Source organism: Kitasatospora sp. NPDC002227, assembly GCF_040296285.1.
Taxonomy (GTDB): Bacteria; Actinomycetota; Actinomycetes; order Streptomycetales; family Streptomycetaceae; genus Kitasatospora.
On the sequence record NZ_JBEOWY010000039.1, the window covers coordinates 32,546 to 55,444 of the forward strand.

Consider the following 22,899-nt stretch of genomic DNA (forward strand, 5'->3'; position numbering starts at 1 on the left):
TGATGGCGTACGCCGAGGACGGTCCGCGCGGGCTGTACTTCCTGGCCGACCTGGCCAACCTGGTACGGGACCAGCCGGAGGTGGGCCTGGCCGGGCTGCAGGCGGTGGTGACGCAGCACGGCGGGCCCGAGCTGGGGCCGGCCTCGGCGGCGCGGCTCCGCGAAGCGGTCGGGGAGATCGCGGCGATCCTCGGCGAGAAGGACGAGGACCGGGCGGCGGAGGCGATCAACGCGCTGCTCGACCGCTACCCGAGCCGGCCCCGCCTGACCCGGCTGCCGGGCCGTCCGTGGGCGGTGCACACCCGCACCCCGGACGGGGCGGCCCCGGCGGAGTGGCTGCTCGGCGTCGCCGGTCTGGCGCTGGCCCTCTGGCTCGGCGACCGCGGCCACTGCGCCTGGGGCCGCTGTGCGGCGCCCGGGTGCGGGCGGTACTTCATCGACACCGGTCGGCGGGAGCCGCAGCGCTACTGCTCGACGGCGTGCGGCACGCGGGTCCGGGTCGCCGCCCACCGGGCGAAACGGGGCACAGAGCCGGCGGGGTGAGGCGCTACTGGTGCGGGTGGATGGTGCTCGGGGCGACTGCGCTCGGGGCGACGGTGCTCGGGGCGACGGTGCTCGGGGCGATGGTGCTCGGGGCGACGGTGCTCGGACGCGGTCCGAGGTGCCGGGCCGGCAGTAGGTACCGGACGAGCAGGACCAGGCCGATGCCGCGGGCCTGGTCCTGCCCGGGTGTCACTTGGGGGTGCCGGGCATGCCCTTGAGCATGGCGCCGAGGTCGTTGGTGTCGTTGGCCGGCGGGGCCGTGACGGTGACCGGGGTGGTGCTGTAGTCGGAGTAGTCGACCGTCACGTCGAACTTGGTGGTGGCCGTCGCCGGGGTGGACTCGTGGATGCGGACCGGGAGGCCCTTGTCGGTGACCCACAGGTCGAGGTTCATCGAGCTGAGGCCGAGCTTGGTGGACTGCGTGAGCAGGGACTTGAGGGAGGCGTCCTGCTGGGCGGCGAGCTTGGTGAGGTCGACCGTGCCGGTGTAGTGCGTGGACTGGACGCCGTTCACGGACTCCTGGCCCACCCGCTTGATGTCGGGGGAGGAGGTGAAGAGCTTCAGCTGCGTCGCCGGGTCGTTGCCGGAGCTGCTGTTCATCTGGTCGGCCAGCGCCTGGCCGGCGGTGCCGAGCGAGGTGAGGTCCAGCTTCATCCAGTGCTTGCCGCCGGACTTGGCGGCCGCGGCGTCGCCCATGTTCATGTACATGGTGGTGCCGCTCATCAGCGTACGGATCGAGCCGTCGCCGCCGAACTCCGCGGAGAGCCCGGGCACGGTCATCGTCATGTCCATCGCGACCGGCTGCCAGGACACGGTGCCGGAGCCGGTGACGTCGACGTCCTGGCCCTGGGCGTTGACCTTCTCGGACAGTTTGAGCTTGACCGAGGTGTACTGCGAAGTGGCCTTCGTGGTCTGCGACATGGCGTCGGCCACGCTGACCATCGGCACGGAGGCGGCGCTCGAGGCGGCGGCGTTGGAGGTGCTGGAAGCGGGCTTGGGACCGTCGCACGCGGCCAGTCCGGCCGCGGCCAGGATCGTGGTGGCTGCGGCGAGAGTGCGGAAGTGACGCATGGGACCCCCCAGTTGGAGAACTGTTCTGACGTCGACGCTACACCCGTCCGACCACGCCGAAGGGCCGGTACCAGCTTCGGTTCCGGAGCTGGTACCGGCCCGTTACAGACACGCCGATCTAGTTGCGGTGGGCGGCGGAGATCTGGCCGACCAGGACGGCGAAGGGGATGTCGAGGGCGGCGTAGACGGGCCATGCCTCGGGGGAGGCGTTGTCGGCGAGGGCCTCGACCATGAGGGTGGCGTAGTCGGAGACGATGACGCCGGCCTGCTGCATGCGCAGGAGGCCGGTCTCGCGCTTGGTGTGGTTGAAGGTGCCGGAGGCGTCCACGGCCACGTAGGCGTCGTGGCCGTCGGCGGTGGCGGCGATGGCGGGGAGGGCGGCGCAGACCTCGAGGGAGACGCCCGCGAAGATCAGCTTCTGGCGGCCGGTGGCCTGGACGGCCTCGCGGATACTGTCGTCGTGCCAGGCGTTGACCGTGCTGCGGTTGAGGATCTTCTGCCCGGCCGGCAGGGCCTCGACCAGCTCGGGGAAGGTCGGGCCCCACATGCTGTCGGCCGCCGTGGTGGTGACGATCAGGGGGATGTCGAGCGCGGCCGCCGCGCGGGCGAGGGCCACCACGTTGTGCTTCAGCTCGCTGAGCGGGATGTCGCGGACGCCGGACAGCAGGCCCACCTGGTGGTCGACCAGGACGACGGCGCAGTTCTCCCGGGTGACCGGCTCGAGGAACCTCTGACGCTCGCTCATTCTTCCGCTCCTACGGGTCGGGGGCACGGTTGGCGGCTCCGAGGCTATAGCGACCGGCCGGTCAGGCGGTATGCGAACCTGACGGAGTTCGCACGGCAGTTCAGGGCTGGAGGACGGCGAGGACGGCGCCCTGGGGGTCGACGAACATGCCCATCCGGCCCACGGTGGGCACGTCCATGGCCGGGATGAGGACGACGGCGCCGCCCTCCGCCGCGGCGGCCAGGGCGGCGTCGCAGTCGGTGACGGTGAAGTAGGGGTGCCACTCGGGGGTGGAGCCGGCGTCGAGGTTGGCCTGGGGGAGCTGCATGATGCCGCCGCGGTCGGCCGGGTGGCTCTCCTCGGCCGGGGCGAAGCCGAGGTAGAGCAGGCCGGGGAAGGGCTTCTCCGTGAGCTGCCAGCCGAAGACGGCCTGGTAGAAGGTGCGGGCGGAGGCGGCGTCGGTGGTGTAGAGCTCGGTGCGGTTGAGGGCACCGGGGGTGGCGACGGCGTCGAAGCCCGCGCGCCCGACCGGCTGCAGGACGGCGAACGTGGCGCCGGAGGGGTCGGCGAAGTGGGCGGTGCGGCCGAGGCCGGGCACCTCGGCCGGTGCGGTGCGGACGGTGCCGCCGGCCCGGACCACGGCCTCGGAGGTGGCGTCGGCGTCGGGGGTGTGGAAGTGCACGTGCCAGGTGGGGGCCTCGGCGCCGGGACGGGCGGCGCCCGCGACGGCGCGGCCGTCGAGGGCGAAGAGGCCGGTGGCGGGGTCGAACCGCCAGCCGAGCACGGTGCGGTAGAACTCGGCGGCGGCGGCGAGGTCGGGGGCGGCGAGGGTCAGCCAGTTCGGGGAGCCGGGGGTGAAGGTGATCGGGGGCAAGGGGAGTCCTCCACGGTGCGGGGTGCTGTCCTGGAGGTCACTCTGCCCCAGGCGGTGCGGCGAAGGACGATGGCGCGGCCGGTCGCGAGGCTGGTCCGGCGGAGCCGGTAGGGGCTGTCGGTGACAGCCCCTACGCGGTGGCCCGGTCAGTAGGAGTGGAAGCCCCGGCCGGTCTTGCGGCCCAGGCGGCCGACGGCGACCAGCTGTTCGAGTGGGCGGGCGGGGGCGAGGGAGGGGTCGCGGAAGGCGTCGTGCAGGCTGTGCTGGATCTGCAGGGAGACGTCCAGGCCGATGGCGTCCAGGAGGGTGAGCGGGCCCATCGGGTAGCCGCAGCCGGCGGTCATCACGGTGTCGATCTGCTCGGGGGTGGCGCGGTGCTCCTCCAGGAGGCGGACGGCGGCGTTGAGGTAGGGGAAGAGCAGGGAGTTGACGATGAATCCGGCCCGGTCGGAGATGGTGACCGGGTGCTTGCCCAGGCGGGTGCAGAGCTGCCGGGCGGTGGCCAGGGCGTCGTCGGCGGTGAGTACGGTGCCGACCACCTCGACCAGGCGCATCACCGGCGCCGGGTTGAAGAAGTGCAGCCCGAGGACGGATTCGGGGCGCGAGGTGGCGGCGGCGCACTCGACCACCGGGAGGCTGGAGGTGGTGGTGGAGAGCAGCGCGCCGGGGCGGCAGACCTGGTCGAGCCTGCGGAACACCTCGCGCTTGACGGGGAGTTCCTCGGCGACGGCCTCGATCACCAGGTCACAGTCGGCCACCGCCTCGAACTCCTCGGCGCCGGTGAGCCGTTCGAGTGCCGCGCGGGCCGTCTCGGCGCCGATCTTGCCGCGCTTGACACCGCGCTCGAGCGAGCCGGCCACCCGGTCGAGCGCCGTCTTGGCGCGGACTTCGGTGCGGGCGACCAGCACGGTGTCGAAGCCGGAGCGGGCGAAGACCTCGGCGATGCCGGCGGCCATGGTGCCCGAGCCGATGATGCCGACCCGCTGGACCGGGCGCACGGTGGCCTCGGCGGCGGCCGGGGCCTGTACGGCGCCGGCCGGGTAGTGGTGGAAGCCGCGGCCGGACTTCACGCCGAGCAGGCCGGCCGTGACCATGTGCAGGAGCAGCGGCGGCGGCAGGAAGCGGGCCTCGCCGGTGAGTTCGTGCAGGCCGGTCAGGGTGTCGAGCGCGGTGTCCAGGCCCATCAGGTCGAGCTGGGCGAGCGGGCCGCGCGGCAGGCCGCAGCCCAGCGTCATCGCCGCGTCGATGCACTCGCGGGAGGCGTAGCGGCGCTCGTGGAGCGAGATCGCGCCGCCCAGGTAGGTCATCAGCAGGCCGAGGCCGACGAAGCCGGGCCGGTCGCAGGAGGAGACGGGAGTGCGGCCGAGGCCCCGGACCAGCTGTTCGGCGTACTCGCGTAGCGCCGGGTCGGTGACGGGGGTGGTGACCACCTCGACCGCGCCGCCCTCGGGGGCGTGGCCGACGGGGTGCAGGCCGACGGTGCGCGGTAGGCGCCCGCCCGCGGCGGCCACCTTGGTCACCGAGAGGCTGGTGGTGGTGGCGAACACAGTCTCGGGGCCGCAGAGCCGGTCGGCCCGCCGGAGCAGCTCGGCCTTGAGCTCGAAGCGCTCGGGGACGGCCTCGACGACCAGGTCGGCGCCCGCGACGGCGCCGGGGTCGGTGGTGACGGTGACACCCGGCACGGCGGGGGCGGTCGGGTCGATGCCGGTCACCCGGACGCCCGCCTCGGCCAGCGAGCGGGCCAGGGCGGCGCCGACGGTGCCGAGGCCGAGGACGGCCGCGGTGCGCAGGGCCGGGGGGAGCGTGGCTGCGGTCATTCCTCGGCGTCCTTGTCTGGGGTCTGGGTGGCGGCCCTGGCGTCCCAGCGCAGCAGGGCGGTACCGAGCGTCATGCCGCCGCCGAAGCCGGCCAGCAGCACCAGGTCGCGGTCGCGCAGCGCGCCGGAGCGGTGGGCGGCGTCCAGGGCGAGCGGGATGGAGGCGGCGCTGGTGTTGCCGTGCTCGGCCACCTCGAGGTGGATCTGGGCGAGCTCCAGGCCGAGGCTCGGCAGGATCTCGCCGAGCAGCACGCCGTTGGCCTGGTGCGGCACGAAGTGGTCGACCTCGCCGGCGCTCACGCCGTGCCGGTCGAGGATCTCCCGTACGGCGCCCGGCAGTTCGGCGGCGACGAAGTCGCGCACCGCGCGGCCCTCCATCCGGAACCAGTGCTGCCCCTCGGCCACCGTCTTCTCCGAGGCGGGCAGGCGGCTGCCGCCGGCCTCGACCCGGATCAGGTCGGCCCGGTCGCCGCGGCTGGTGAGCCGGGTGCCGAGCAGGCCGTGGCCGGGGCGGACGGGGCCGAGCACGACGGCGCCCGCGCCGTCGCCGAAGAGCACGGCGGTGCGGCGGTCCGCGCGGTCGATGATCCGGGAGTAGGTGTCGGCACCGATCACCAGGGCGTGGCCGCGCACCGTGCCGTCCGCCTCGGGCAGCAGCCGGGCGGCGGTGGCCAGGGCGAAGACGAAGCCGCTGCAGACGGCGTTGAGGTCGAAGGCGGCCGCGTTGACGGCGCCGAGGCGGTGCTGGACCAGGCAGGCGGTGGCCGGCTGCGGCTGGTCGGGGGTGGAGGTGGCGACCACGATCAGCGAGACCTGCTCGGGGCCGATCCCGGCCCGGGCGAGCGCCGCCCGGGCCGCCTCCACCGCCAGGTCGGAGGTGGCCTCCGACTCGGCGGCGTACCGGCGTTCGCGGATGCCGGTCTTGCGCAGGATCCACTCCTCGGTGACCCCGGCCCGCTCGGCCACCACCTGGTTGGAGACCCGGTCGGCGGGCAGGTAGGAGCCGGTGGCGAGGATGCCGACGGCCGCGGTCATGAGATGGGCCCGGGAGCGGTCCGGAAGCGGTTGACGGCCGGCAGGTGCTTCTCGCGCAGCTCCGGGTCGTCCACGCCCAGGCCCTCGCGCGGCACCAGGGCCAGCACGCCGACCTTGCCGGCGTGCCGGTTCAGCTGCACCTCGCGGGCGGCGGCGCCGGTCTGCTCCAGCGGGAAGACGGTGGACAGGGTGGGGTGGATCCTGCCCTTGGCGATCAGGCGGTTGGCCTCCCAGGCCTCGCGGTAGTTGGCGAAGTGGGTACCGACGATCCTCTTGAGCGACATCCACAGGTAGCGGTTGTCGTACTCGTGGGTGAAGCCCGAGGTGGAGGCGCAGGTGACGATGGTGCCGCCCTTGCGGGTGACGTACACGCTGGCGCCGAAGGTCTCCCGGCCGGGGTGCTCGAAGACGATGTCCACGTCCTCACCGCCCGTCAGCTCGCGGATGCGGCCGCCGAAGCGCTTCCACTCGCGTGGGTCCTGGCTGTGCTCGTCCTTCCAGAAGCGGTAGCCCTCCGCGCTGCGGTCGATGATCGCCTCGGCGCCCATCGCGCGGCAGATCTCCGCCTTCTCGGGGGAGGAGACGACGCAGATCGGGGTGGCGCCGCCGGCCAGGGCGTACTGGGTGGCGTAGGAGCCGAGGCCGCCGCTGGCACCCCAGATCAGCACGTTGTCGCCCTGCTTCATGCCGGCGCCGTTGCGGCTGACCAGCTGGCGGTAGGCGGTGGAGTTGACCAGGCCCGAGCAGGCGGCCTCCTCCCAGGTGAGGTGGGCCGGCTTGGGCATCAGCTGGTTGGCCTTGACCAGGGAGAGCTCGGCCAGGCCGCCGAAGTTGGTCTCGAAGCCCCAGATGCGCTGCTCCGGGTCCATCATGGTGTCGCCGTGGCCGTCGGGGCTCTCCAGCTCGACCGAGAGGCAGTGCGCGACCACCTTGTCGCCCGGCTTCCAGCGGTTCACGCCGGGGCCGGTGCGCAGCACGATGCCGGACAGGTCGGAGCCGACCACGTGGTACGGCAGGTCGTGGCGGGCTCCGGTGGCGCCGGTGCGGCCGTAGCGCTCGAGGAAGGCGAAGGTGGAGACGGGCTCGAAGATCGAGGACCAGACGGTGTTGTAGTTGACGGCGCTGGCCATCACCGCGATCAGGACTTCGCCGGCCTCCGGGGCGGGGGTGGCGACCTCCTGGATGTGCAGGGCCTTCGACGGGTCCTTGTCGGCGCTCGCCATCCCCGCGAACATGTCGGCCTCCTCCTTCAGCAGGACGGCCGCGCGGTAGGACTCGGGCACCGCGAGGGCGGCGAAGTCACTGGCGCCGGCGTCCGCGGCGAGGGCGGCGCTGATGATCTCTTTCAACGGGACTCCTAGCTCCAGGTGTTCGGAGCGTCAGTCGAGGACGATGGTGGCGGGCACCAGGTGCGGCGGGAGGGTGGCGGCGAGCCGGCCGCGCAGGGTGGTGGCGAAGGCGGTGGCCGCGGCGTTGCGGGCCGGGTCGTTGCCGTAGGCGGTGTACGGGAGGTCGAGCGGGCCGGTCGGGCGGAACGGGACGGCGGCGTCCGGGTCGCTGTCGCGGGCCAGCACCACGTCCATCTCGTCCGGGGCGCCGGAGGCGGCCCAGGTGACGGCGGCGCGGTAGCCGAGCTCCTCGGCGAGGCGGTGGAACTCCTCCGGGTCGGTGCCCTCGGCCGTCTCCAGCTCGCCCAGCACCTCCTCGACGGGGGAGAGGGATTGGAGCAGGGCGGCGGCAGCGGCCTCGTGACGGACCCTCAGGTTGGGTACGGAGGCGACCCGGACCAGGGCCGGCCGGTCCTCGGTGAGGCGCTTGCGCAGGTCGGCCAGGCCGTCGAAGTCCAACTGCTCGGCGCCGTCCAGGTCGAGGGCCGGGGCGGGGGAGCGGTAGAGCACGGCGTCGTAGCGGTGGCGGCTCAGCTCGTTGTGGTGCACGGCCCGCTTGAGCCGGACGTCCAGCGCGCCGGCCTCGGGGCAGTCGCGGCGCACGGCGGCGAAGAAGTCGGGCTCGATGAGGAGTTCGCGCTCGTTCAGGCTGCTCTGCCGGACGGCGGCGAGTGCCTCGGCCGGGCCCGGCCGGTCGAGCAGGCCGCGGCCGAGCACGGCGGTGCGGAAGCTCGGCAGCAGGCGCAGGTTGCGCAGGTCGCCCGCGAAGACGGCGCCGCCGGGGCGGACCATCTTCAGCGCGCCGGTGATCACCTCGGCCAGGTAGGCGGCGTTCGGGAAGTACTGGATCACCGAGTTGATGACCACCAGGTCGTAGTGGCCCTGGACGAGTTCGCTGAAGTCGTTCGCCTCACGGACCAACAGCTCGACCCGGTCGGCCAGTTCGGGCACGGCGGCGAGCTGGCCGGTGAGGGTGGCGATCACGGTGGCGGAGAAGTCGGTGGCGGTGTACTGCTCGACGTGCGGGGCGAGGCCCGCCATCAGCAGGCCGGTGCCGACGCCGATCTCCAGGATCCGGCGCGGGCGGTGGGAGAGGACGCGCTCGACGGTGGCGTCCCGCCACTCGCGCATCTCGTCCAGCGGGATCGGCAGGGAGGTGTAACTGCTGTGCCAGCCGACGAAGTTGTCGCCGAAGCCGCCGGAGGCCGGGAGCTCGCCGTAGACCCACTCGTAGATCCGCTGCCACTCGTCCACCCGCTTCTGCTCCACCTCCGGCTCGCGCTCGTCGGCGCTGCGCTCGGCGGGTATCACATGGGCGGTCAGCTGCGGCTCGCCCGCCGGGGTGAGCTCGCTGGACACCCGCGCGCTCGCCACCTGGGGGAGTGCGGTCAGGGCCTGCGCGACCAGGTCGAGGTCGGCCTGGTCGAAGGGTGCGGTGGGCATCCGGTTCTCCTCGGTGTGGATGGGGTGCGCGCTCGGCGGGCGGCTCAGGCGAGCAGCTCGGCGACGGCGCGGGCGACCTCGGGGTGGGCCAGGAGGCCGGTGTGTTCGACGTCGAAGTTCAGGACCCGGGGGGCCTGCAGGAAACCGGCCGGGAGGTCGTTGGCGCGCACGGTGGTGACGCCGGTCAGGTCGGGTGAGACGCTCAGCGAGCTCGCGGCGACCACGTAGTGCAGGTAGCCGCGGAACCAGGACACCAGCTCCTCGGCGCGGTCCGTCCCGAGGCCCAGCTGCTCGAACGCGGCCTGCCCGGCGGCGCGGTAGATCCGCAGGAACTCCTCGGTGAGCGGCAGCAGTTCGGGAGTGCGTTCGGTCGCGGCGGCGGCCTCGGCGCGGGCCTGGGCCACCGCCTCGGCGCCGAGCACGGCGGCCAGCGAGTCGATCACCCGGCCGAAGCCGTAGCGCAGCACACTGGGCCCGTTGATCGCGGTCGGGTCGAACAGCACCACCGGCGGCTTGGCCTGCCAGGCGCCGATCCGATCGGCCAGTGCCAGGGCGAACACGCTGGAGGCGCAGTAGCCGAACACGGCCGCCACCTGCGGGCCTTCGCGCAGCTGGGCGGTCCAGCGGTCGAGGTAGCCCTCGCCGGTCAGCCCCTGCTCCTCGCCGGGCGGCGGCACCAGGGTCTCCCAGAGCGCCAGGCCGGTGCCCAACTGCGGGACCAGCTGGCCGAATCCGGCGTCGGCGCGCCCGGTGGCGGCGAAGTCGACGGCGAGGATGGCGCCGGGCGAGCCGGGTCCCTCACGGTCGGTGATGCGCCACGACGGGGACGCGGCCGTGGTCGAGCGCGGTTCGGCCATGGTCCTCGGCTTCCTGATGGGGTGTGCGGGATGAGTACGCGGGTACCGTAACCAGGCCCGTCGAGCGCCCCACACCCCTGCACGGCCCCCTAGCCGCCGCGCTGCTGTCCGATTGCTACCGATGCGTACGGTGGGGCTACCCCTACTTCTGGGTTAGGGGTGCCGAAACGCCGATCGGCGGGGTGGCAGCATGGACGCCGAGGGCTATACATGGAGCGTAAGCGCCTGCGCATGTGGGGTAGGGGTAGGCCGCCGGGAACGGCATGCCCGAAGGATTGTTCTGACATGCGCATGCTGGACGAGCTGGAGACCGGCCCATGAAACTGACAGAGCGGCACGAGCAGGCCGCCCCGCACAAGGAGACCGAGTTGGCGACCGAGACGCTGGAGCAGAGCGAGCAGGCGCCCGCACTGGAGTTCTCCGGACTGTTCAAGCAGTTCGGTGACAACGTCGCCGTGGACCACATCGACCTGGTGGTGCCGCGCGGCTCCTTCTTCGGGCTGGTCGGCCCCAACGGCGCCGGCAAGACCACCTCGCTGTCGATGGCCACCGGCCTGCTGCGCCCCGACGGCGGCACGGCCAGGATCTTCGGCAAGGACGTCTGGAGCGACCCGGTCGCGGCCAAGTCGCTGATCGGCGTGCTGCCGGACGGCATGGCCCTGCCCGACCGGCTGACCGGCCGTGAGGTGCTCACCTACCTCGGCCTGCTGCGCGGCATGGACCGTGAGCTGGTCGAGCAGCGCGCGGACGAGCTGCTGCGCGTCCTGGAACTCGACTCGGCCGAGACCACCGTGGTGGTGGACTACTCCACCGGCATGCGCAAGAAGATCACCCTGGCCACCGCCCTGCTGCACGGCCCCAAGCTGCTGATCCTGGACGAGCCGTTCGAGGCGGTCGACCCCGTCTCCGCCGCGACCATCCGCACCATCCTGCAGCGCTTCGTCGCCTCCGGCGGCTCCGTGGTCTTCTCCAGCCACGTGATGGCCCTGGTCGAGCGGCTCTGCGACCACGTCGCGGTGATCGCCAAGGGCCGGGTCGAGGCGTACGGCGCGCTCGACGAAGTGCGCGGCGGCCAGACCCTGGAAGACGCCTTCGTGCACATCGTCGGCGCCCGTACGGGCGGCGCGGAGGGGCTGGCATGGTTGGCGTCCTGATCCAGATGCGCGGGGCGATCACCCGCAAGCAGACCCAGGGCAAGCGCCTGTGGGGCACGCTGGCGCTGGTGGTCTTCGTGCTGTTCCTCGCGGGCAGCTCCTTCGTCACCGGCCTGGTGCACTACGCCCGCCCGGGCGCCGGGGCCGACGTGCTGGCCACCCTGAGCTTCGGCTGGCTGCTCGGCTGGGTCACCGGCCCGGTGCTCGCCGGTGACGACAGCACCCTGCGGCTCGACTACTTCAAGCTGCTGCCCATCCCGGCCCGCAAGCTGGCCAACGCCATGCTCGGCGCCGCCTTCGCCAACGTCTCGCTGGTGTTCAGCCTGATCGCCTTCGGCGGACTGATCGCCTACGGCGCGCAGTCCGGCGTGGCCGGCGCGCTGGTCGGCGTGCTCGCGGTGCTGCTGCAGCTGGTGCTCGCCGTGGTCGCCTCCACGGTCGCGATCGGCGTGATGGGCCCGACCATCTCCTCCCGGCGCGGGCGCGACTTCGGCTCGATGCTGGTGGCGCTGGTCATCACCGGCCTCTCGCTGGCCTCCGCGCTGGTGCCGTTCATCGCCAAGAAGCTGACGAGTGGTCAGTCCCCGGTGCTCTCGCACCTGGTGCGGTTGCTACCCTCGGGCTGGGGCTCGGTGGCGGTGGACGCCGCCGGGCGTGGTGACTGGGGCATCGTGCTGCTGGCCGTCGGCGGTCTGGTGGTGCTGATCGGCGTGCTGGTGGCTGTCTGGCCGCCGCTGCTGCAGCGCCGCCTGACCATGTCGGTCAAGGGCAGGTCCAAGGGCTCGAAGGCCCGGCGCACCCCGCAGAAGGAGCGCAAGCCGATCCTGCCGTCCACCCCGATGGGCGCCGTGATCGGCAAGGAGCTGCGGCTGTACTCCCGGTCGATGCTGAGGAGCCTGCAGCTGATGATCTCCTTCCTGGTCGGCGTGCTGGCCTGCATCATCCCCTCGCTCAGCGGCAGCACCATCATGCTGCCGTTCGCCGGGCTGCTGTTCACCATCATCGCGGCGGCCTGCTCCACCAACCTCTACGGTGACGACGGCTCCGCGCTCTGGCTCACCCTGGTGACCCCGCAGGTCGAGCGGGCGGACGTGCGCGGCCGCCAGTGGGCCTGGTTCCTGGTGGTCGGCCCGGTCGGGCTGCTGCTGACCGTGGTGCTCACCGCGATCAGCGGGCAGACCTGGGCCTGGCCGTGGGTGCTGGCCGCCGAGCCGACGCTGATCGCCGGCGGCACCGGTGTGCTGCTGCTCGTCTCGGTGCTGACCATGTTCCCGCTCTCGGCCGACGGCGGCCCGACCCCGCCGCGCCAGGTCAAGGTCAACCTGATGCTGATCATCCTGCCCCTCGTCGCGACGCTGCCTGCCGTGGCGCTGCTGATCACGGGCGCGGTGGCCGGCTCCGGTGCGCTGGAGTGGCTGGCCGTGCCGGTGGGCATCGGCTGGGGCGCGCTGCTCTGCTGGTGGCTGGGCAAGGTCGCCCAGCAGCGGCTGGAGACGCGTGGGCCCGAGCTGTTCTCGCTGGTGCGCCGGCCCGCCACCTGATGCCTGCCAGACGCCGAAAGGGCGCCGGCCCCGCTGGGGACCGGCGCCCTTTCGGTCTCTCCGTCAGTTCGCGGGCTCGATGGAGAGCGCGTGGCGGAAGACACCGCGCGGGTCGTAGGCGGCCTTGATCCGCTGCAGGCGCGGGTAGTTGTCCTTGTAGTAGAAGGTGTACCAGGGCACACCCGAGGCGTTCCACCGCGGGTCCATCAAGTCCCGGTCGGGGTTGTTGATGTAGGTGCCGTCGGTGATGCCGTTGGAGATCGGGACGCCGCCGGTGCTCGCGTGCACGTCGCGGTACCACTCGCGGACGAAGGTCAGGTGCTTGTCGTCCTCGGCCGGGTCGATCCAGGAGGCCGAGTAGACCAGCTTGAGGATCGAGTCGCGCTGCGGGATCGCGGTGGCGTCCGTCTCGCGCTCGTTCACCATGCCGCCGAAGCCGACGAACATCAGCGCGGTGGACGGGTTGGCGTACTCGGTGCTGGTCAGGTAGCGGTAGCTGGTGGCCACCTGCTCGTCGGTGTAGCGGGCCCGCATGTCGGCCGCCTTCACCTTGGAGCGCTGGGTCTCCAGGCCGCCGCTGGTGTACAGCCCGTTCCACAGGGTGGCGCGGTACCAGGGCAGTTCACGCTGCTCGACCACGACCGGCATGACGGTGACGCCCTCGAGCACGGCCTCGCCGAACTTGCGGAACAGCTCGGCGGCGTTCGGCGCGCCCGCGTCCATCTGGACGTTCATGATGATGCCGCCGGCCGAGCGGTGCGGCAGCAGCAGACCGCTGTAGAGGTCCAGGTACGGCGAGTCGGGGCCGCTGTTGCGCTCGTACCAGGTGACGAAGTTCTTCACCAGGCGGCAGAAGTTGTCCTCGTCCATGCCCTCCCAGGGCCAGACCACGTAGCCGAGCAGCACCGACTGCGGCGGGTGCGGCAGCAGCTCGCCGGGCTCGGTGCCCCGGGCGCCCGGGGTGCGCAGCCAGTACCTGGTCACCACGCCGAAGTTGCCGCCACCGCCGCCGGTGTGGGCCCACCAGAGCTCGCGGTCGGGGTCGTCGGCCTCGTCGGTGGCGATCACCGCGCGGGCGGTGCCGTCCGCGTCGACCACCACGACCTCGACGGCGCACAGGTAGTCCACCAGGTAGCCCAGGCGGCGGGAGAGCGGCCCGTAGGCGCCGCCCGCGATGTGGCCGCCGATGCCGACCGACGGGCAGGAGCCGCCGGGCAGCGTGACGCCCCACTGCTTGTAGAGGGTGCGGTACATCTCGCCCAGGGTCAGGCCCGGCTCGATGGAGAAGGCGCGGCGCTCGGCGTCGAAGGCGACCGCCCGCAGCTCGGACATGTCGAGCAGGGCGCGCACCTCCTCGCTGTCCACCAGCGGCTCCTGGCAGTGGCCGCCGCTGCGGACGGAGATCCGCCGGTCGGTGTCCACCGCCTCCTGGACGGCCTGCACGGCGTCCGCGGTGGAACGGATCAGGTACACCTTGTCCGGCTTGCTGATGAAACGCTGGTTGCAGCCACGGGTGAGGTCCGCGTAGCGCGGGTCCTCGGGGCCGACGGCGAGCACCTGCTGATCGGTGGTCGGTTCTGCACTCAGTGGCACGGTCGCTTCTCCCACTCGGCCGGACCCGGGAGAGGGCGCCGGCAGGCTTTCCGGTGATCTGGGGGCGTCGGCGGAGCGTGGGGGGAATTACCGCGCCCACGCGGCCGATCCGGGAATTCACGGACCTCGGAGTAGGAGGTCACACTCCCTCGTCCTAGGGGATATCGCAGCCCCGAACAGCTCGTCAACCAGGAGAACTCGCCAGGGGGGTCTAGGGGTTGGACGCCTATGGGCGGCTCAGTAGCGTGAGGCCGTCTATCGCATCGGGCTTACTCGCACGGGTGTTGGTTCCGGCGTTTCCGGTGACCGGCCGAAGGGGTTGGAAAAGGGTAATGACGAATACTCGGCCAGAGTCCCGCACCGTCGCCGAAATCAATGCCGGCCACCCCGAAGAACCGATCGCCGTGGTGGGCATGGCCTGCCGGGTGCCCGGGGCCCAGCAGCCCGCCGAGCTCTGGCAGTTGCTGCGCGATGGCGTGGACGCCGTCACCGCCCCGCCCGCCGACCGCTTCGGCGGCGCGCTGCCCGCCGACTGCCCGCCGTTCGGCGGCTACCTCGACCAGGTGGACCGCTTCGACGACACCTTCTTCCGGATCTCGCCGCGCGAGGCCGCCGCGATGGACCCGCAGCAGCGGCTGCTGCTCGAACTCGGCTGGGAGGCACTGGAGGACGCCCGGGTCGCCCCGGACGCGCTGCGCCACCAGCACGTCGGCGTGTACGTCGGCGCGATCCTGGACGACTACGCGATGCTGCAGGCCCGCGCCGGGCTGGACGCCGTCGGCCCGTTCGCCTTCACCGGCCTGGCCCGCGGCCTGCTCGCCAACCGCCTGTCCTACACGCTCGGCCTGCGCGGCCCGAGCATGACCGTCGACACCGGCCAGTCGTCCTCGCTGGTCGCCGTCCACCTCGCCTGCCAGAGCCTGCGGCGCGGCGAGAACCGGGTCGCCCTGGTCGGCGGCGTGCACCTCAACCTCGCGGCGGACGGCCTGCTGCGAGCCGCGCGGGCCGGTGCACTGGCCCCCGACGGCCGCTGCCGCACCTTCGACGCGGACGCGGCCGGCTTCGTCAAGGGCGAGGGCGGCGCGCTGGTGGTGCTCAAGCCGCTGAGCGCGGCGCTGGCCGACGGCGACCGGATCCACTGCCTGGTGCTCGGCAGCGCCGTCAACAACGACGGCGGCGGCGAGGGCCTGACCGTGCCCGACCCCGACGCCCAGCGCGCGGTGATCGAGGCCGCCTGCGCCCGGGCGGGCGTGGAGCGCTCCGCCGTCCAGTACGTCGAACTGCACGGCACCGGCACCCCCAAGGGCGACCCGCTGGAGGCGGTGGCGCTCGGCGGCGCGATCAGCGCCGGCCGGGGCGCTGCGGACGCGCTGCGGGTCGGCTCGGTGAAGACCAACCTGGGGCACCTGGAGGGTGCGGCCGGGATCGTCGGGCTGATCAAGACCGCGCTGAGCCTGGCGAATCGCCAGATCCCGGCGAGCCTGCACTTCTCGCGGCCCAACCCGGAGATCCCGTTCGCCGAGCTGGGGCTCACGGTGCAGCAGGAGCTGGGCCCCTGGCCGCGGGAGGAGCGGCAACTGGTGGCGGGCGTCAGCTCGTTCGGCATCGGCGGGACCAACTGCCATGTGGTGCTGGCCGAGGCACCCGTGGCACCCGTGGCACCCGAGCCTGTCGAGCCGGAGGGCCGGATACTGGCCTGGCCGCTCTCCGGTCGGGGCCGGGAGGGGCTGCGCGGGCAGGCCGCGCGGCTGCGTTCGTACCTGGACGAGCACCCCGAAGCCCGCCCGGCCGACCTGGCCCGCTCGCTGGCCGGCACCCGCGCCGCCCTCGAGCAGCGCGCCGTCGTGGTGGGGCGGGACGGAGCGGAGCTGCTGCGCGGCCTCGAAGCGCTGACGGCCGGACTGCCGGCGGCCGGCGTGGCGAGCGGTACGGCGGCCAAGGAGCAGCGCCTCGCGCTGCTGTTCTCCGGCCAGGGGAGCCAGCGGGTGGGCGCCGGTCTCGAGCTGGCCGAGACGTATCCGGTCTTCTCGGCCGCGCTGGACGAGGTGTGTGCGCAGTTCGACCTCGGCAGGCCGCTGCGCGAGGTGCTGTTCGAGGACGCTTCGGGGCTGTTGGATCAGACCGCCTACACCCAGGCGGGCCTGTTCGCCCTCGAGGTGGCGCTCTACCGGCTGGTCGAATCCTGGGGCGTGACAGCGGACTTCGTGGCCGGCCATTCGATCGGCGAGCTGGCGGCGGCGTACGTCGCGGGCGTCTGGTCGCTGGCCGACGCCTGCCGTCTGGTCGCCGCCCGGGGCCGCCTGATGCAGGCGCTGCCGGCCGGCGGCGCCATGCTCGCGGTGCAGGCGAGCGAGGCGGAGGTACGCGGGGCGCTGGCCGGGTCGGTGGACATCGCGGCGGTCAACGGGCCCGATTCCGTGGTGGTTTCGGGCGCCGAGGAGGACATCGCCGTGCTCGCGGCCGTCTGGCGCGCGGACGGGCGGAAGGTCAAGCGGCTCACCGTCAGCCACGCGTTCCACTCCGCCCTGATGGACCCGATGCTCGACGAGTTCCGGTCGGTGGCACAGGAGTTGGCCTACCACGCGCCGCGCATTCCGGTGGTCTCCAACCTGACCGGTTCGCTGGACGCCGACCTGACCGACCCCGAGTACTGGGTGCGGCACGTCCGCGAGGCCGTCCGCTTCGCCGACGGCGTGGCCGCGCTGCAGGAGCAGGGGGTGCGGACCTTCCTGGAGCTCGGCCCCGACGCCGTGCTCTCCGCGCTGGTGCCGGACGAGACGCTCGCCCTCCCGCTGCTGCACGGCGACGAGCCGGAGCTGCGCACGCTGCTCACCGCCGTCGCCGGGGCCTGGACGAGAGGCGCCGCGCTCGACTGGGACGCGCTGCTCGCGGGCAGCGGCGGCCGCCGGGCCGACCTGCCGCACTACGCCTTCCAGCGCCGCCGCCACTGGTACGACGCCGAGACCACCGCGGCCACGCCCCCGGCGGCACCCGCCGTGGGGGACTCGCTCGCGCTGGTCCGGGCACACGCCGCCGCGCTGCTCGGCCACGAAGCCGCCGAGCAGGTGGACCCCGAACTCTCCTTCCGCGACCTCGGGTTCGACTCGCTGACCGCCGTCCGCCTGCGCACCCAGCTGAGCGAGGCGACCGGCCTTACCCTGCCGACCACCGTCACCTTCGACCACCCGACCCCCGCCGCGCTGGCCCGGCACCTGGACGCCGCCCGCACGGGCACGGCGGAGGTCGAGCCCGTCACGGTGCACCGGGCCTCGGCGCCCGAGGAGCCGATCGCCATCCTCGGCATCGGCTGCCGCTTCCCCGGTGGCATCAGCACCCCCGAGCAGCTCTGGGAGCTGATCGCGGGCGAGCGGCAGACCGTCTCGGAGTTCCCGACCGACCGTGGCTGGGACTTGGAGCGGCTCTTCGACACCGACCCGGCCGCCGCCGGCGCCTCCTACACCCGGCACGGCTCCTTCATCGACCGGATCGCGGGCTTCGACGCAGGCTTCTTCGGCATCTCGCCCCGCGAGGCGCAGGCGATGGACCCCCAGCAGCGCCTGCTCCTGGAGACCTCCTGGGAGGCGATCGAGCGGGCCGGCATCCGCCCGGCCGAGCTGCGCGGCACCCGTACCGGCGTCTTCGTCGGCGCCACCGACGCCCAGTACGGCCCCCGGCTCCACGAATCCGGCGACGGCACCGACGGCCACCGCCTCACCGGGGCCTCGATCAGCCTCGCCTCCGGCCGGATCGCCTACCTGCTCGGCCTCGAGGGCCAGGCACTGACCGTGGACACCGCCTGCTCCTCCTCGCTGGTCGCCCTCCACCTGGCCGTCCAGGCGCTGCGGCGCGGCGAGTGCGAGTTCGCGCTCGCGGGCGGCGCTGCACTGATGCCGACCCCCGGCATGTTCGTGGAGCTCAGCCGCCAGCAGGCGCTCTCGCCCGACGGCGTCTGCAAGGCCTTCGCCGAGTCGGCGAACGGCACCGGCTGGGGCGAGGGCGTCGGCATGCTCCTTGTCGCCCGGCTTTCCGATGCCCGCAGGCTCGGCCACCCGGTGCTCGCCGTGGTCCGGGGCTCAGCCGTCAACCAGGACGGCGCCTCCAACGGCCTCACCGCCCCCAACGGCCTCGCCCAGCGCAAGGTGATCCGCCAGGCCCTGGCCGACGCCGGACTCGCCGGCGACCAGGTCGACGTGGTCGAGGCGCACGGCACCGGCACCAAGCTCGGCGACCCGATCGAGGCCAACGCCCTGCTCGCCACCTACGGCCAGGGCCGCCCGGAGGAGCAGCCGCTCTGGCTCGGCTCGCTCAAGTCCAACCTCGGCCACACCCAGGCCGCCGCCGGTGTGGCCGGTGTGATCAAGATGGTGCTGGCCCTGCGCAACGGCGTACTGCCCCGCACCCTCAACGTCGACGCCCCCACCTCCCGGGTGGACTGGACGACGGGTGGCGTGCGCCTGCTCACCGAGGCCCGCGCCTGGCCGGAGGCCGGGCGCCCGCGCCGCGGGGCGGTGTCCTCCTTCGGGATCAGCGGCACCAACGCGCACGCGATCATCGAGCAGGCACCGGATGCCGACGTGCCGTCAGCCACTGCTGCTCCGCTCATGTCGATGCCGCTGACGCCGTGGCTGCTGTCCGGCCGTGGCGAGGCCGCGCTGTCCGGCCAGGCTGGTCGGCTGGCGGCGGTGGCCGGCGGGTATGACCCGGCGGCGGTGGCGGGCTCACTGCTGCGCTCGCGCTCGGTGTTCGAGCACCGGGCGGTGGTGCTGGGGGGTGAGCTGCCGGAGCTGTTGGCGGGTGTGGAGGCGTTGGCGGCGGGTGTGGAGTCGCCGGGGCTGGTTCGGGGTGTTGCTGCTGGTGGCGGGCGTCCGGTGTTCGTGTTCCCGGGTCAGGGGACGCAGTGGGTGGGGATGGCGCGGGAGTTGATGGCTTCCTCGCCGGTGTTCGCGGGGTCGATCGCGGCGTGCGAGGCGGCGCTGGGCGGGTTGGTGGACTGGTCGCTGGCGGAGGTGCTGGCGGGGGATGGTGCGGAGTTCGCCGGGGTGCAGGTGCTGCAGCCGGTGCTGTTCGCGGTGATGGTGTCGCTGGCGGCGTTGTGGCGGTCGGTGGGGGTGGAGCCGGCGGCGGTGATCGGGCATTCGCAGGGTGAGGTGGCGGCGGCGCATGTGGCGGGTGTGCTGTCGTTGGAGGACGCGGCGCGGATCAGTGTGCTGCGGGCGCGGGTGATGGACCAGATCGTGCATGTGGGCAGCATGGTGTCGTTGTTCGCCTCCCGGGCCGAGGCGGAGGAGTTGGTGGCCCGGGTCGGGGGGCGGTTGTACGTGGCGGCGGTGAACGGTCCGGCGACGGTGGCGGTGTCGGGCGAGTTCGGGAAGCTGGACGAGTTGTTGGCGTTGTGCGAGGTGGAGGGGGTGCGGGCGCGGCGGATCGCGGCGGCGTTCCCGTCGCACTCGCCGGAGGTGGAGCCGGTGGAGGCGGAGGTGAAGGCGGCGCTGGCGTGTGTGACGCCGCGGACGGGTTCGGTGCCGTTGCTGTCGACGATCCGGGGTGAGTGGTTCTCCGGGCCGGAGCTGGACGCGGAGTACTGGTACGAGAACCTGCGGTACCCGGTGCTGTTCCAGGACGCGGTGGAGAAGCTGGCGAAGGCCGGGCACCGGACCTTCATCGAGGTCAGTGCCCACCCCGTGGTCGTCCCCGCCATCGAGGACACCCTGGCCGAACTCGGCCTGCCCGGCACGGCCGTGGGCACCCTGCGGCGCGACGAAGGCGGCACCGACCGCTTCCTCCGCTCGCTCGCCCAGGCCTACGTGAGCGGCGCCGACGTCGACTGGGGACGTCTGGTGACGGACCGTCAGCACGTCGAGCTGCCGACCTACGCCTTCCAGCGGCAGGACCACTGGCCGCCGCTGCGGCAGTCCGCTGCCGGTGACCCCGCCGACCTCGGCCTGGTCGCCCTCGGTCACCCGCTGCTGAGCGCCGCCGTGCCGTTCGCGGCCGGGGACGGCGCCCTGCTGAGCGGCCGGCTGTCGCTGCGCACCCACCCCTGGCTGGCCGACCACGCCGCCGCCGGGACGGTGCTGCTGCCCGGCACCGGGCTGCTCGAACTCATCCAGCAGGCGTCGCAGTTGCTCGGCGGCCAGGCCGTCGAGGAACTCGCCCTGGAGGCACCGCTGCTGATCCCCGAAGAGGGCGAGGTCCGCGTCCAGGTCCGGGTCGGCGCCCACGGCGTGCAGGGCGAACGGACCGTCGAGGTGCACTCCTCGGCCGAGCGTCCGGACGGTGGCGAGCTCACCGCCGCCTGGACCAGGCACGCCACCGGGCTGATCACCGCCACCCCCGCACCGCTCGCCGCCCCCGGCGCCCTGGCCGAGTGGCCGCCCGCCGAGGCCGCGCCGCTGGACGTCGAGGCCGGGTACGCGGCACTGGCCGCCCGGGGCTACGAGTACGGCCCCGCCTTCCAAGGCCTGCGAGCAGCCTGGCAGTTGGGCGAGGAGATCTACGCCGAGGTCGCGCTGCCCGCCGAACACCGGGCCGGCGCGGCCGACTACGCGCTGCACCCGGCTCTGCTGGACGCGGCCCTGCACGCCGCGCTGCTCGCCACCAACGGCTCGGACAGCCTGCTGCTGCCCTTCGCCTTCACCGGCTTCACCGTCGAGGCCCCGGGCGCCGCCTCGCTGCGGGTGCGGATCACCCCCGACGGACCGGACAGCGTCGCACTGCTGCTCGCCGACGGCCTGGGCGACCCGGTCGCCCAGGTGCGGTCGCTGACCTTCCGCCAGGTCGCCGCCGGTGCGCTGGCCGCCGCCGGCACCGCGCGGCTGCCGCTGCACCGCCTCGACTGGCAGCCCGTACCGTCCGCCCGGCCGGGCCGGACGTTGCCCGCCGACTCCTGGACGCTGCTCGGCGCCGACCGCTTCGCGCTCGTCCCGGCCCTGGCCCAGGTCGGCCTGCACGCCGACCACTACCCGGACTTCGACACCTTCGCGCAGTCCCTCGCCCCCGACGGCGAGCGGGCGGCCACCGAGCGCACCGTGATCGCCTACGCGCTGGCCGCCGCCCCCGGCGCCCGGCCGCCGCAGGAGGTCCGCTCGGCCGCGTACCGGGCCCTCGAACTCGTCCAGAGCTGGCTCGCCGAGGACCGCCTCGACGCCGCCCGCCTGGTCGTGGTCACCCAGGGCGCGCTGAGCACCGGCACCGAGGACACCAGGGTCGACCTGGCCGCCGCCGCCGTCTGGGGCCTGCTGCGCTCCGCGCAGTCCGAGCACCCCGGCCGGATCGTGCTGCTCGACCTCGGGGCCGACGCGCCCGCGCCCGCCGGGCTGGCCGCCGCCCTGGGCTCCGGCGAAGCCCAGCTCGCGCTGCGCGGCGAGCAGGCTCTCGCGCCCAGGCTGGCCCGGGCCACGGCCGCCGCCGAGCGGCCCGCCCTCGACCCGGATGGCACCGTGCTGATCACCGGCGGCACCGGCTCGCTGGGCGCCCTGACCGCCCGCCACCTGGTCGCCCGGCACGGCGCCCGGCACCTGCTGCTGGTCAGCCGCCGGGGCGCCGAGGCACCGGGCGCCGCAGAGCTGCGGGAGGAGCTGGCCGCCGCCGGGGCCGAGGTGACGCTCGCCGCCTGCGACGTCGCCGACCGCGAGCAACTGGCCGCCCTGCTGGCCGGGTCGGCCCGTCCGCTGACCGCCGTGGTGCACACCGCCGGGGCGCTGGACGACACCGTCGTCACCTCGCTCACCCCCGAGCGGCTGGACGCCGTGCTGCGGCCCAAGGCGGACGCCGCCTGGCACCTGCACGAGCTGACCAAGGACGCGGGCCTGGCCCACTTCGTCACGTACTCCTCCGTGATGGGCCTGCTCGGCGGCCCCGGCCAGGCCAACTACGCCGCCGCCAACGCCTTCCTGGACGCTCTCGCCCAGCACCGGCGCTCGCTCGGGCTGCCCGCCGTCTCGCTCGCCTGGGGCCCGTGGGCCCAGGACGGCGGGATGACCGAGCACCTGGCCGCCGCCGACCTGGACCGGCTGGCCCGCTCCGGCCTGCCGCTGCTCGGCGAGGCCGAGGGCATGGCCCTGTTCGACGCCGCGCTCGGCCACGAGGAGGCCGTGCTCGCCCCTGTCCGGCTCGACCTGCCCGCCCTGCGGGCCCGGGCCGGCGCCGGTACGCTCAACCCGCTGCTGCGCGGACTGGTCCGGGTGCCCGCCCGCCGCACCCCGGCGGAGCCGGCCGCCCGGACCGAGGCCTCGCAGGCCGAGCGGCTGGCCACGCTGCCCGCCGTCGAGCGGCAGCGGGTGCTGGGCTCGCTGGTGCGGGAGCACACGGCGGCGGTGCTCGGCCACAGCTCCCCGGACGGCATCGGCCTGGAGCGGGCCTTCACCGAGCTGGGCTTCGACTCGCTGACCGCCGTCGAGCTGCGCAACAGGCTGGGCGCGGCGACCGGCGTCCGGCTGCCGGTCACGGTGATCTTCGACCACCCGACCGTCGCGGCGCTCGTCCAGTACCTGGTCGAGGCCACCGCCCCGGCGGCCCCCGTCACGGCCGCCCCGGAGACGGGCTCGCCCGCCGGTGACCTGTTCGCGGAGCTGGAGCGCCTGGAGCGCGCCCTGCGGGCGGTTCCGGAGGGAGCAGAGCAGCGCGGCGCGATCGCCGCCCGGCTGTACGCCTTCCTGGCCGGCTGGGGCTCCGGCCCCGACACCGCCGCCGGCCCGGCCACCGCCCCCTCGGACGACCTCGACGACGCGAGCGACGAAGAGCTCTTCGAACTGCTCGACAACGACCTCGGGCTCTCCTGAACCCGTTCGCCGACCCCATGCCCTGGCCCACCGTGCCGCCCCGCCGTTCCGGCGACTCCCGAGGAGCTGACAGATGACCAC

The 22,899-nt window shown here is 73.7% G+C and carries 14 protein-coding genes; 4 read left to right on the top strand and 10 right to left on the bottom strand.

From position 1 onward, the window contains the following. Positions 1-2 precede the first annotated feature (2 nt). On the top strand, positions 3-542 hold the full coding sequence (locus tag ABT095_RS27885; RefSeq protein WP_350532285.1) for a CGNR zinc finger domain-containing protein: 540 nt from the start codon (positions 3-5) through the stop codon (positions 540-542). 4 nt (positions 543-546) lie between these two features. On the opposite strand, the gene ABT095_RS27890 is transcribed toward ABT095_RS27885, so the two are convergent. The 9 genes from ABT095_RS27890 to ABT095_RS27930 form a co-directional block, all read right to left on the bottom strand. Beyond that, positions 547-735 carry a hypothetical protein gene (locus ABT095_RS27890; protein ID WP_350532286.1) on the bottom strand — a complete coding sequence of 63 codons (189 nt, stop codon included), beginning with the start codon at positions 733-735 and terminating at the stop codon, positions 547-549. After that, positions 732-1,613: an SCO4651 family lipoprotein gene (locus ABT095_RS27895; RefSeq protein WP_350532287.1), complete on the bottom strand. Its 882-nt coding sequence runs from the start codon at positions 1,611-1,613 to the stop codon at positions 732-734. Before ABT095_RS27895 ends, ABT095_RS27890 begins: the two co-directional genes overlap by 4 nt. Positions 1,614-1,731: 118 nt before the next feature. After that, positions 1,732-2,358 (bottom strand): isochorismatase family protein, encoded by a 627-nt coding sequence (locus tag ABT095_RS27900; protein ID WP_350532288.1) that lies wholly within the window; start codon positions 2,356-2,358, stop codon positions 1,732-1,734. A 100-nt stretch (positions 2,359-2,458) separates the two neighbouring features. After that, positions 2,459-3,211 (bottom strand): VOC family protein, encoded by a 753-nt coding sequence (locus ABT095_RS27905; protein WP_350532289.1) that lies wholly within the window; start codon positions 3,209-3,211, stop codon positions 2,459-2,461. Positions 3,212-3,357: 146 nt separating this feature from the next. Next, positions 3,358-5,028 carry a 3-hydroxyacyl-CoA dehydrogenase family protein gene (locus ABT095_RS27910; protein WP_350532290.1) on the bottom strand — a complete coding sequence of 557 codons (1,671 nt, stop codon included), beginning with the start codon at positions 5,026-5,028 and terminating at the stop codon, positions 3,358-3,360. After that, positions 5,025-6,062, bottom strand: a complete 1,038-nt coding sequence (locus tag ABT095_RS27915) for a 3-oxoacyl-ACP synthase III family protein (RefSeq protein ID WP_350532291.1) — start codon at positions 6,060-6,062, stop codon at positions 5,025-5,027. The genes ABT095_RS27910 and ABT095_RS27915 overlap by 4 nt, the downstream gene beginning before the upstream one ends. Then, positions 6,059-7,411, bottom strand: a complete 1,353-nt coding sequence (ccrA, locus tag ABT095_RS27920; protein WP_350532292.1) for a crotonyl-CoA carboxylase/reductase — start codon at positions 7,409-7,411, stop codon at positions 6,059-6,061. Before ccrA ends, ABT095_RS27915 begins: the two co-directional genes overlap by 4 nt. Positions 7,412-7,441: 30 nt before the next feature. Continuing rightward, positions 7,442-8,893, bottom strand: coding sequence for a methyltransferase (locus tag ABT095_RS27925; RefSeq protein WP_350532293.1), 1,452 nt, complete (start codon positions 8,891-8,893; stop codon positions 7,442-7,444). A gap of 44 nt (positions 8,894-8,937) precedes the next feature. Further along, positions 8,938-9,750 carry a hypothetical protein gene (locus ABT095_RS27930; protein WP_350532294.1) on the bottom strand — a complete coding sequence of 271 codons (813 nt, stop codon included), beginning with the start codon at positions 9,748-9,750 and terminating at the stop codon, positions 8,938-8,940. Positions 9,751-10,067: 317 nt separating this feature from the next. Between ABT095_RS27930 and ABT095_RS27935 the strand changes: the two genes are divergently transcribed. Beyond that, positions 10,068-10,904, top strand: coding sequence for an ABC transporter ATP-binding protein (locus tag ABT095_RS27935; protein ID WP_350532295.1), 837 nt, complete (start codon positions 10,068-10,070; stop codon positions 10,902-10,904). Beyond that, positions 10,889-12,445 (top strand): hypothetical protein, encoded by a 1,557-nt coding sequence (locus tag ABT095_RS27940; RefSeq protein ID WP_350532296.1) that lies wholly within the window; start codon positions 10,889-10,891, stop codon positions 12,443-12,445. The genes ABT095_RS27935 and ABT095_RS27940 overlap by 16 nt, the downstream gene beginning before the upstream one ends. Before the next feature lie 63 nt (positions 12,446-12,508). On the opposite strand, the gene ABT095_RS27945 is transcribed toward ABT095_RS27940, so the two are convergent. Then, complete coding sequence (locus ABT095_RS27945) at positions 12,509-14,038, bottom strand: FAD-binding oxidoreductase (protein WP_350532297.1); 1,530 nt, start codon at positions 14,036-14,038, stop codon at positions 12,509-12,511. 332 nt (positions 14,039-14,370) lie between these two features. Here ABT095_RS27945 and ABT095_RS27950 point away from each other — a divergent pair, with 332 nt between their 5' ends. Then, positions 14,371-22,818: a type I polyketide synthase gene (locus tag ABT095_RS27950; RefSeq protein ID WP_350532298.1), complete on the top strand. Its 8,448-nt coding sequence runs from the start codon at positions 14,371-14,373 to the stop codon at positions 22,816-22,818. Positions 22,819-22,899 lie beyond the last annotated feature (81 nt).

Bases quoted from the DNA above. Each gene is read 5' to 3' on its own strand.
- ABT095_RS27915 (WP_350532291.1), bottom strand. From the start codon at position 6,062: ATGACCGCGGCCGTCGGCATCCTCGCCACCGGCTCCTACCTGCCCGCC.
- ABT095_RS27895 (WP_350532287.1), bottom strand. From the start codon at position 1,613: ATGCGTCACTTCCGCACTCTCGCCGCAGCCACCACGATCCTGGCCGCG.
- ABT095_RS27910 (WP_350532290.1), bottom strand. From the start codon at position 5,028: ATGACCGCAGCCACGCTCCCCCCGGCCCTGCGCACCGCGGCCGTCCTC.
- ABT095_RS27935 (WP_350532295.1), top strand. From the start codon at position 10,068: ATGAAACTGACAGAGCGGCACGAGCAGGCCGCCCCGCACAAGGAGACC.
- ABT095_RS27940 (WP_350532296.1), top strand. From the start codon at position 10,889: ATGGTTGGCGTCCTGATCCAGATGCGCGGGGCGATCACCCGCAAGCAG.
- ABT095_RS27950 (WP_350532298.1), top strand. From the start codon at position 14,371: ATGACGAATACTCGGCCAGAGTCCCGCACCGTCGCCGAAATCAATGCC.
- ABT095_RS27930 (WP_350532294.1), bottom strand. From the start codon at position 9,750: ATGGCCGAACCGCGCTCGACCACGGCCGCGTCCCCGTCGTGGCGCATC.
- ABT095_RS27885 (WP_350532285.1), top strand. From the start codon at position 3: ATGGCGTACGCCGAGGACGGTCCGCGCGGGCTGTACTTCCTGGCCGAC.
- ABT095_RS27900 (WP_350532288.1), bottom strand. From the start codon at position 2,358: ATGAGCGAGCGTCAGAGGTTCCTCGAGCCGGTCACCCGGGAGAACTGC.
- ABT095_RS27925 (WP_350532293.1), bottom strand. From the start codon at position 8,893: ATGCCCACCGCACCCTTCGACCAGGCCGACCTCGACCTGGTCGCGCAG.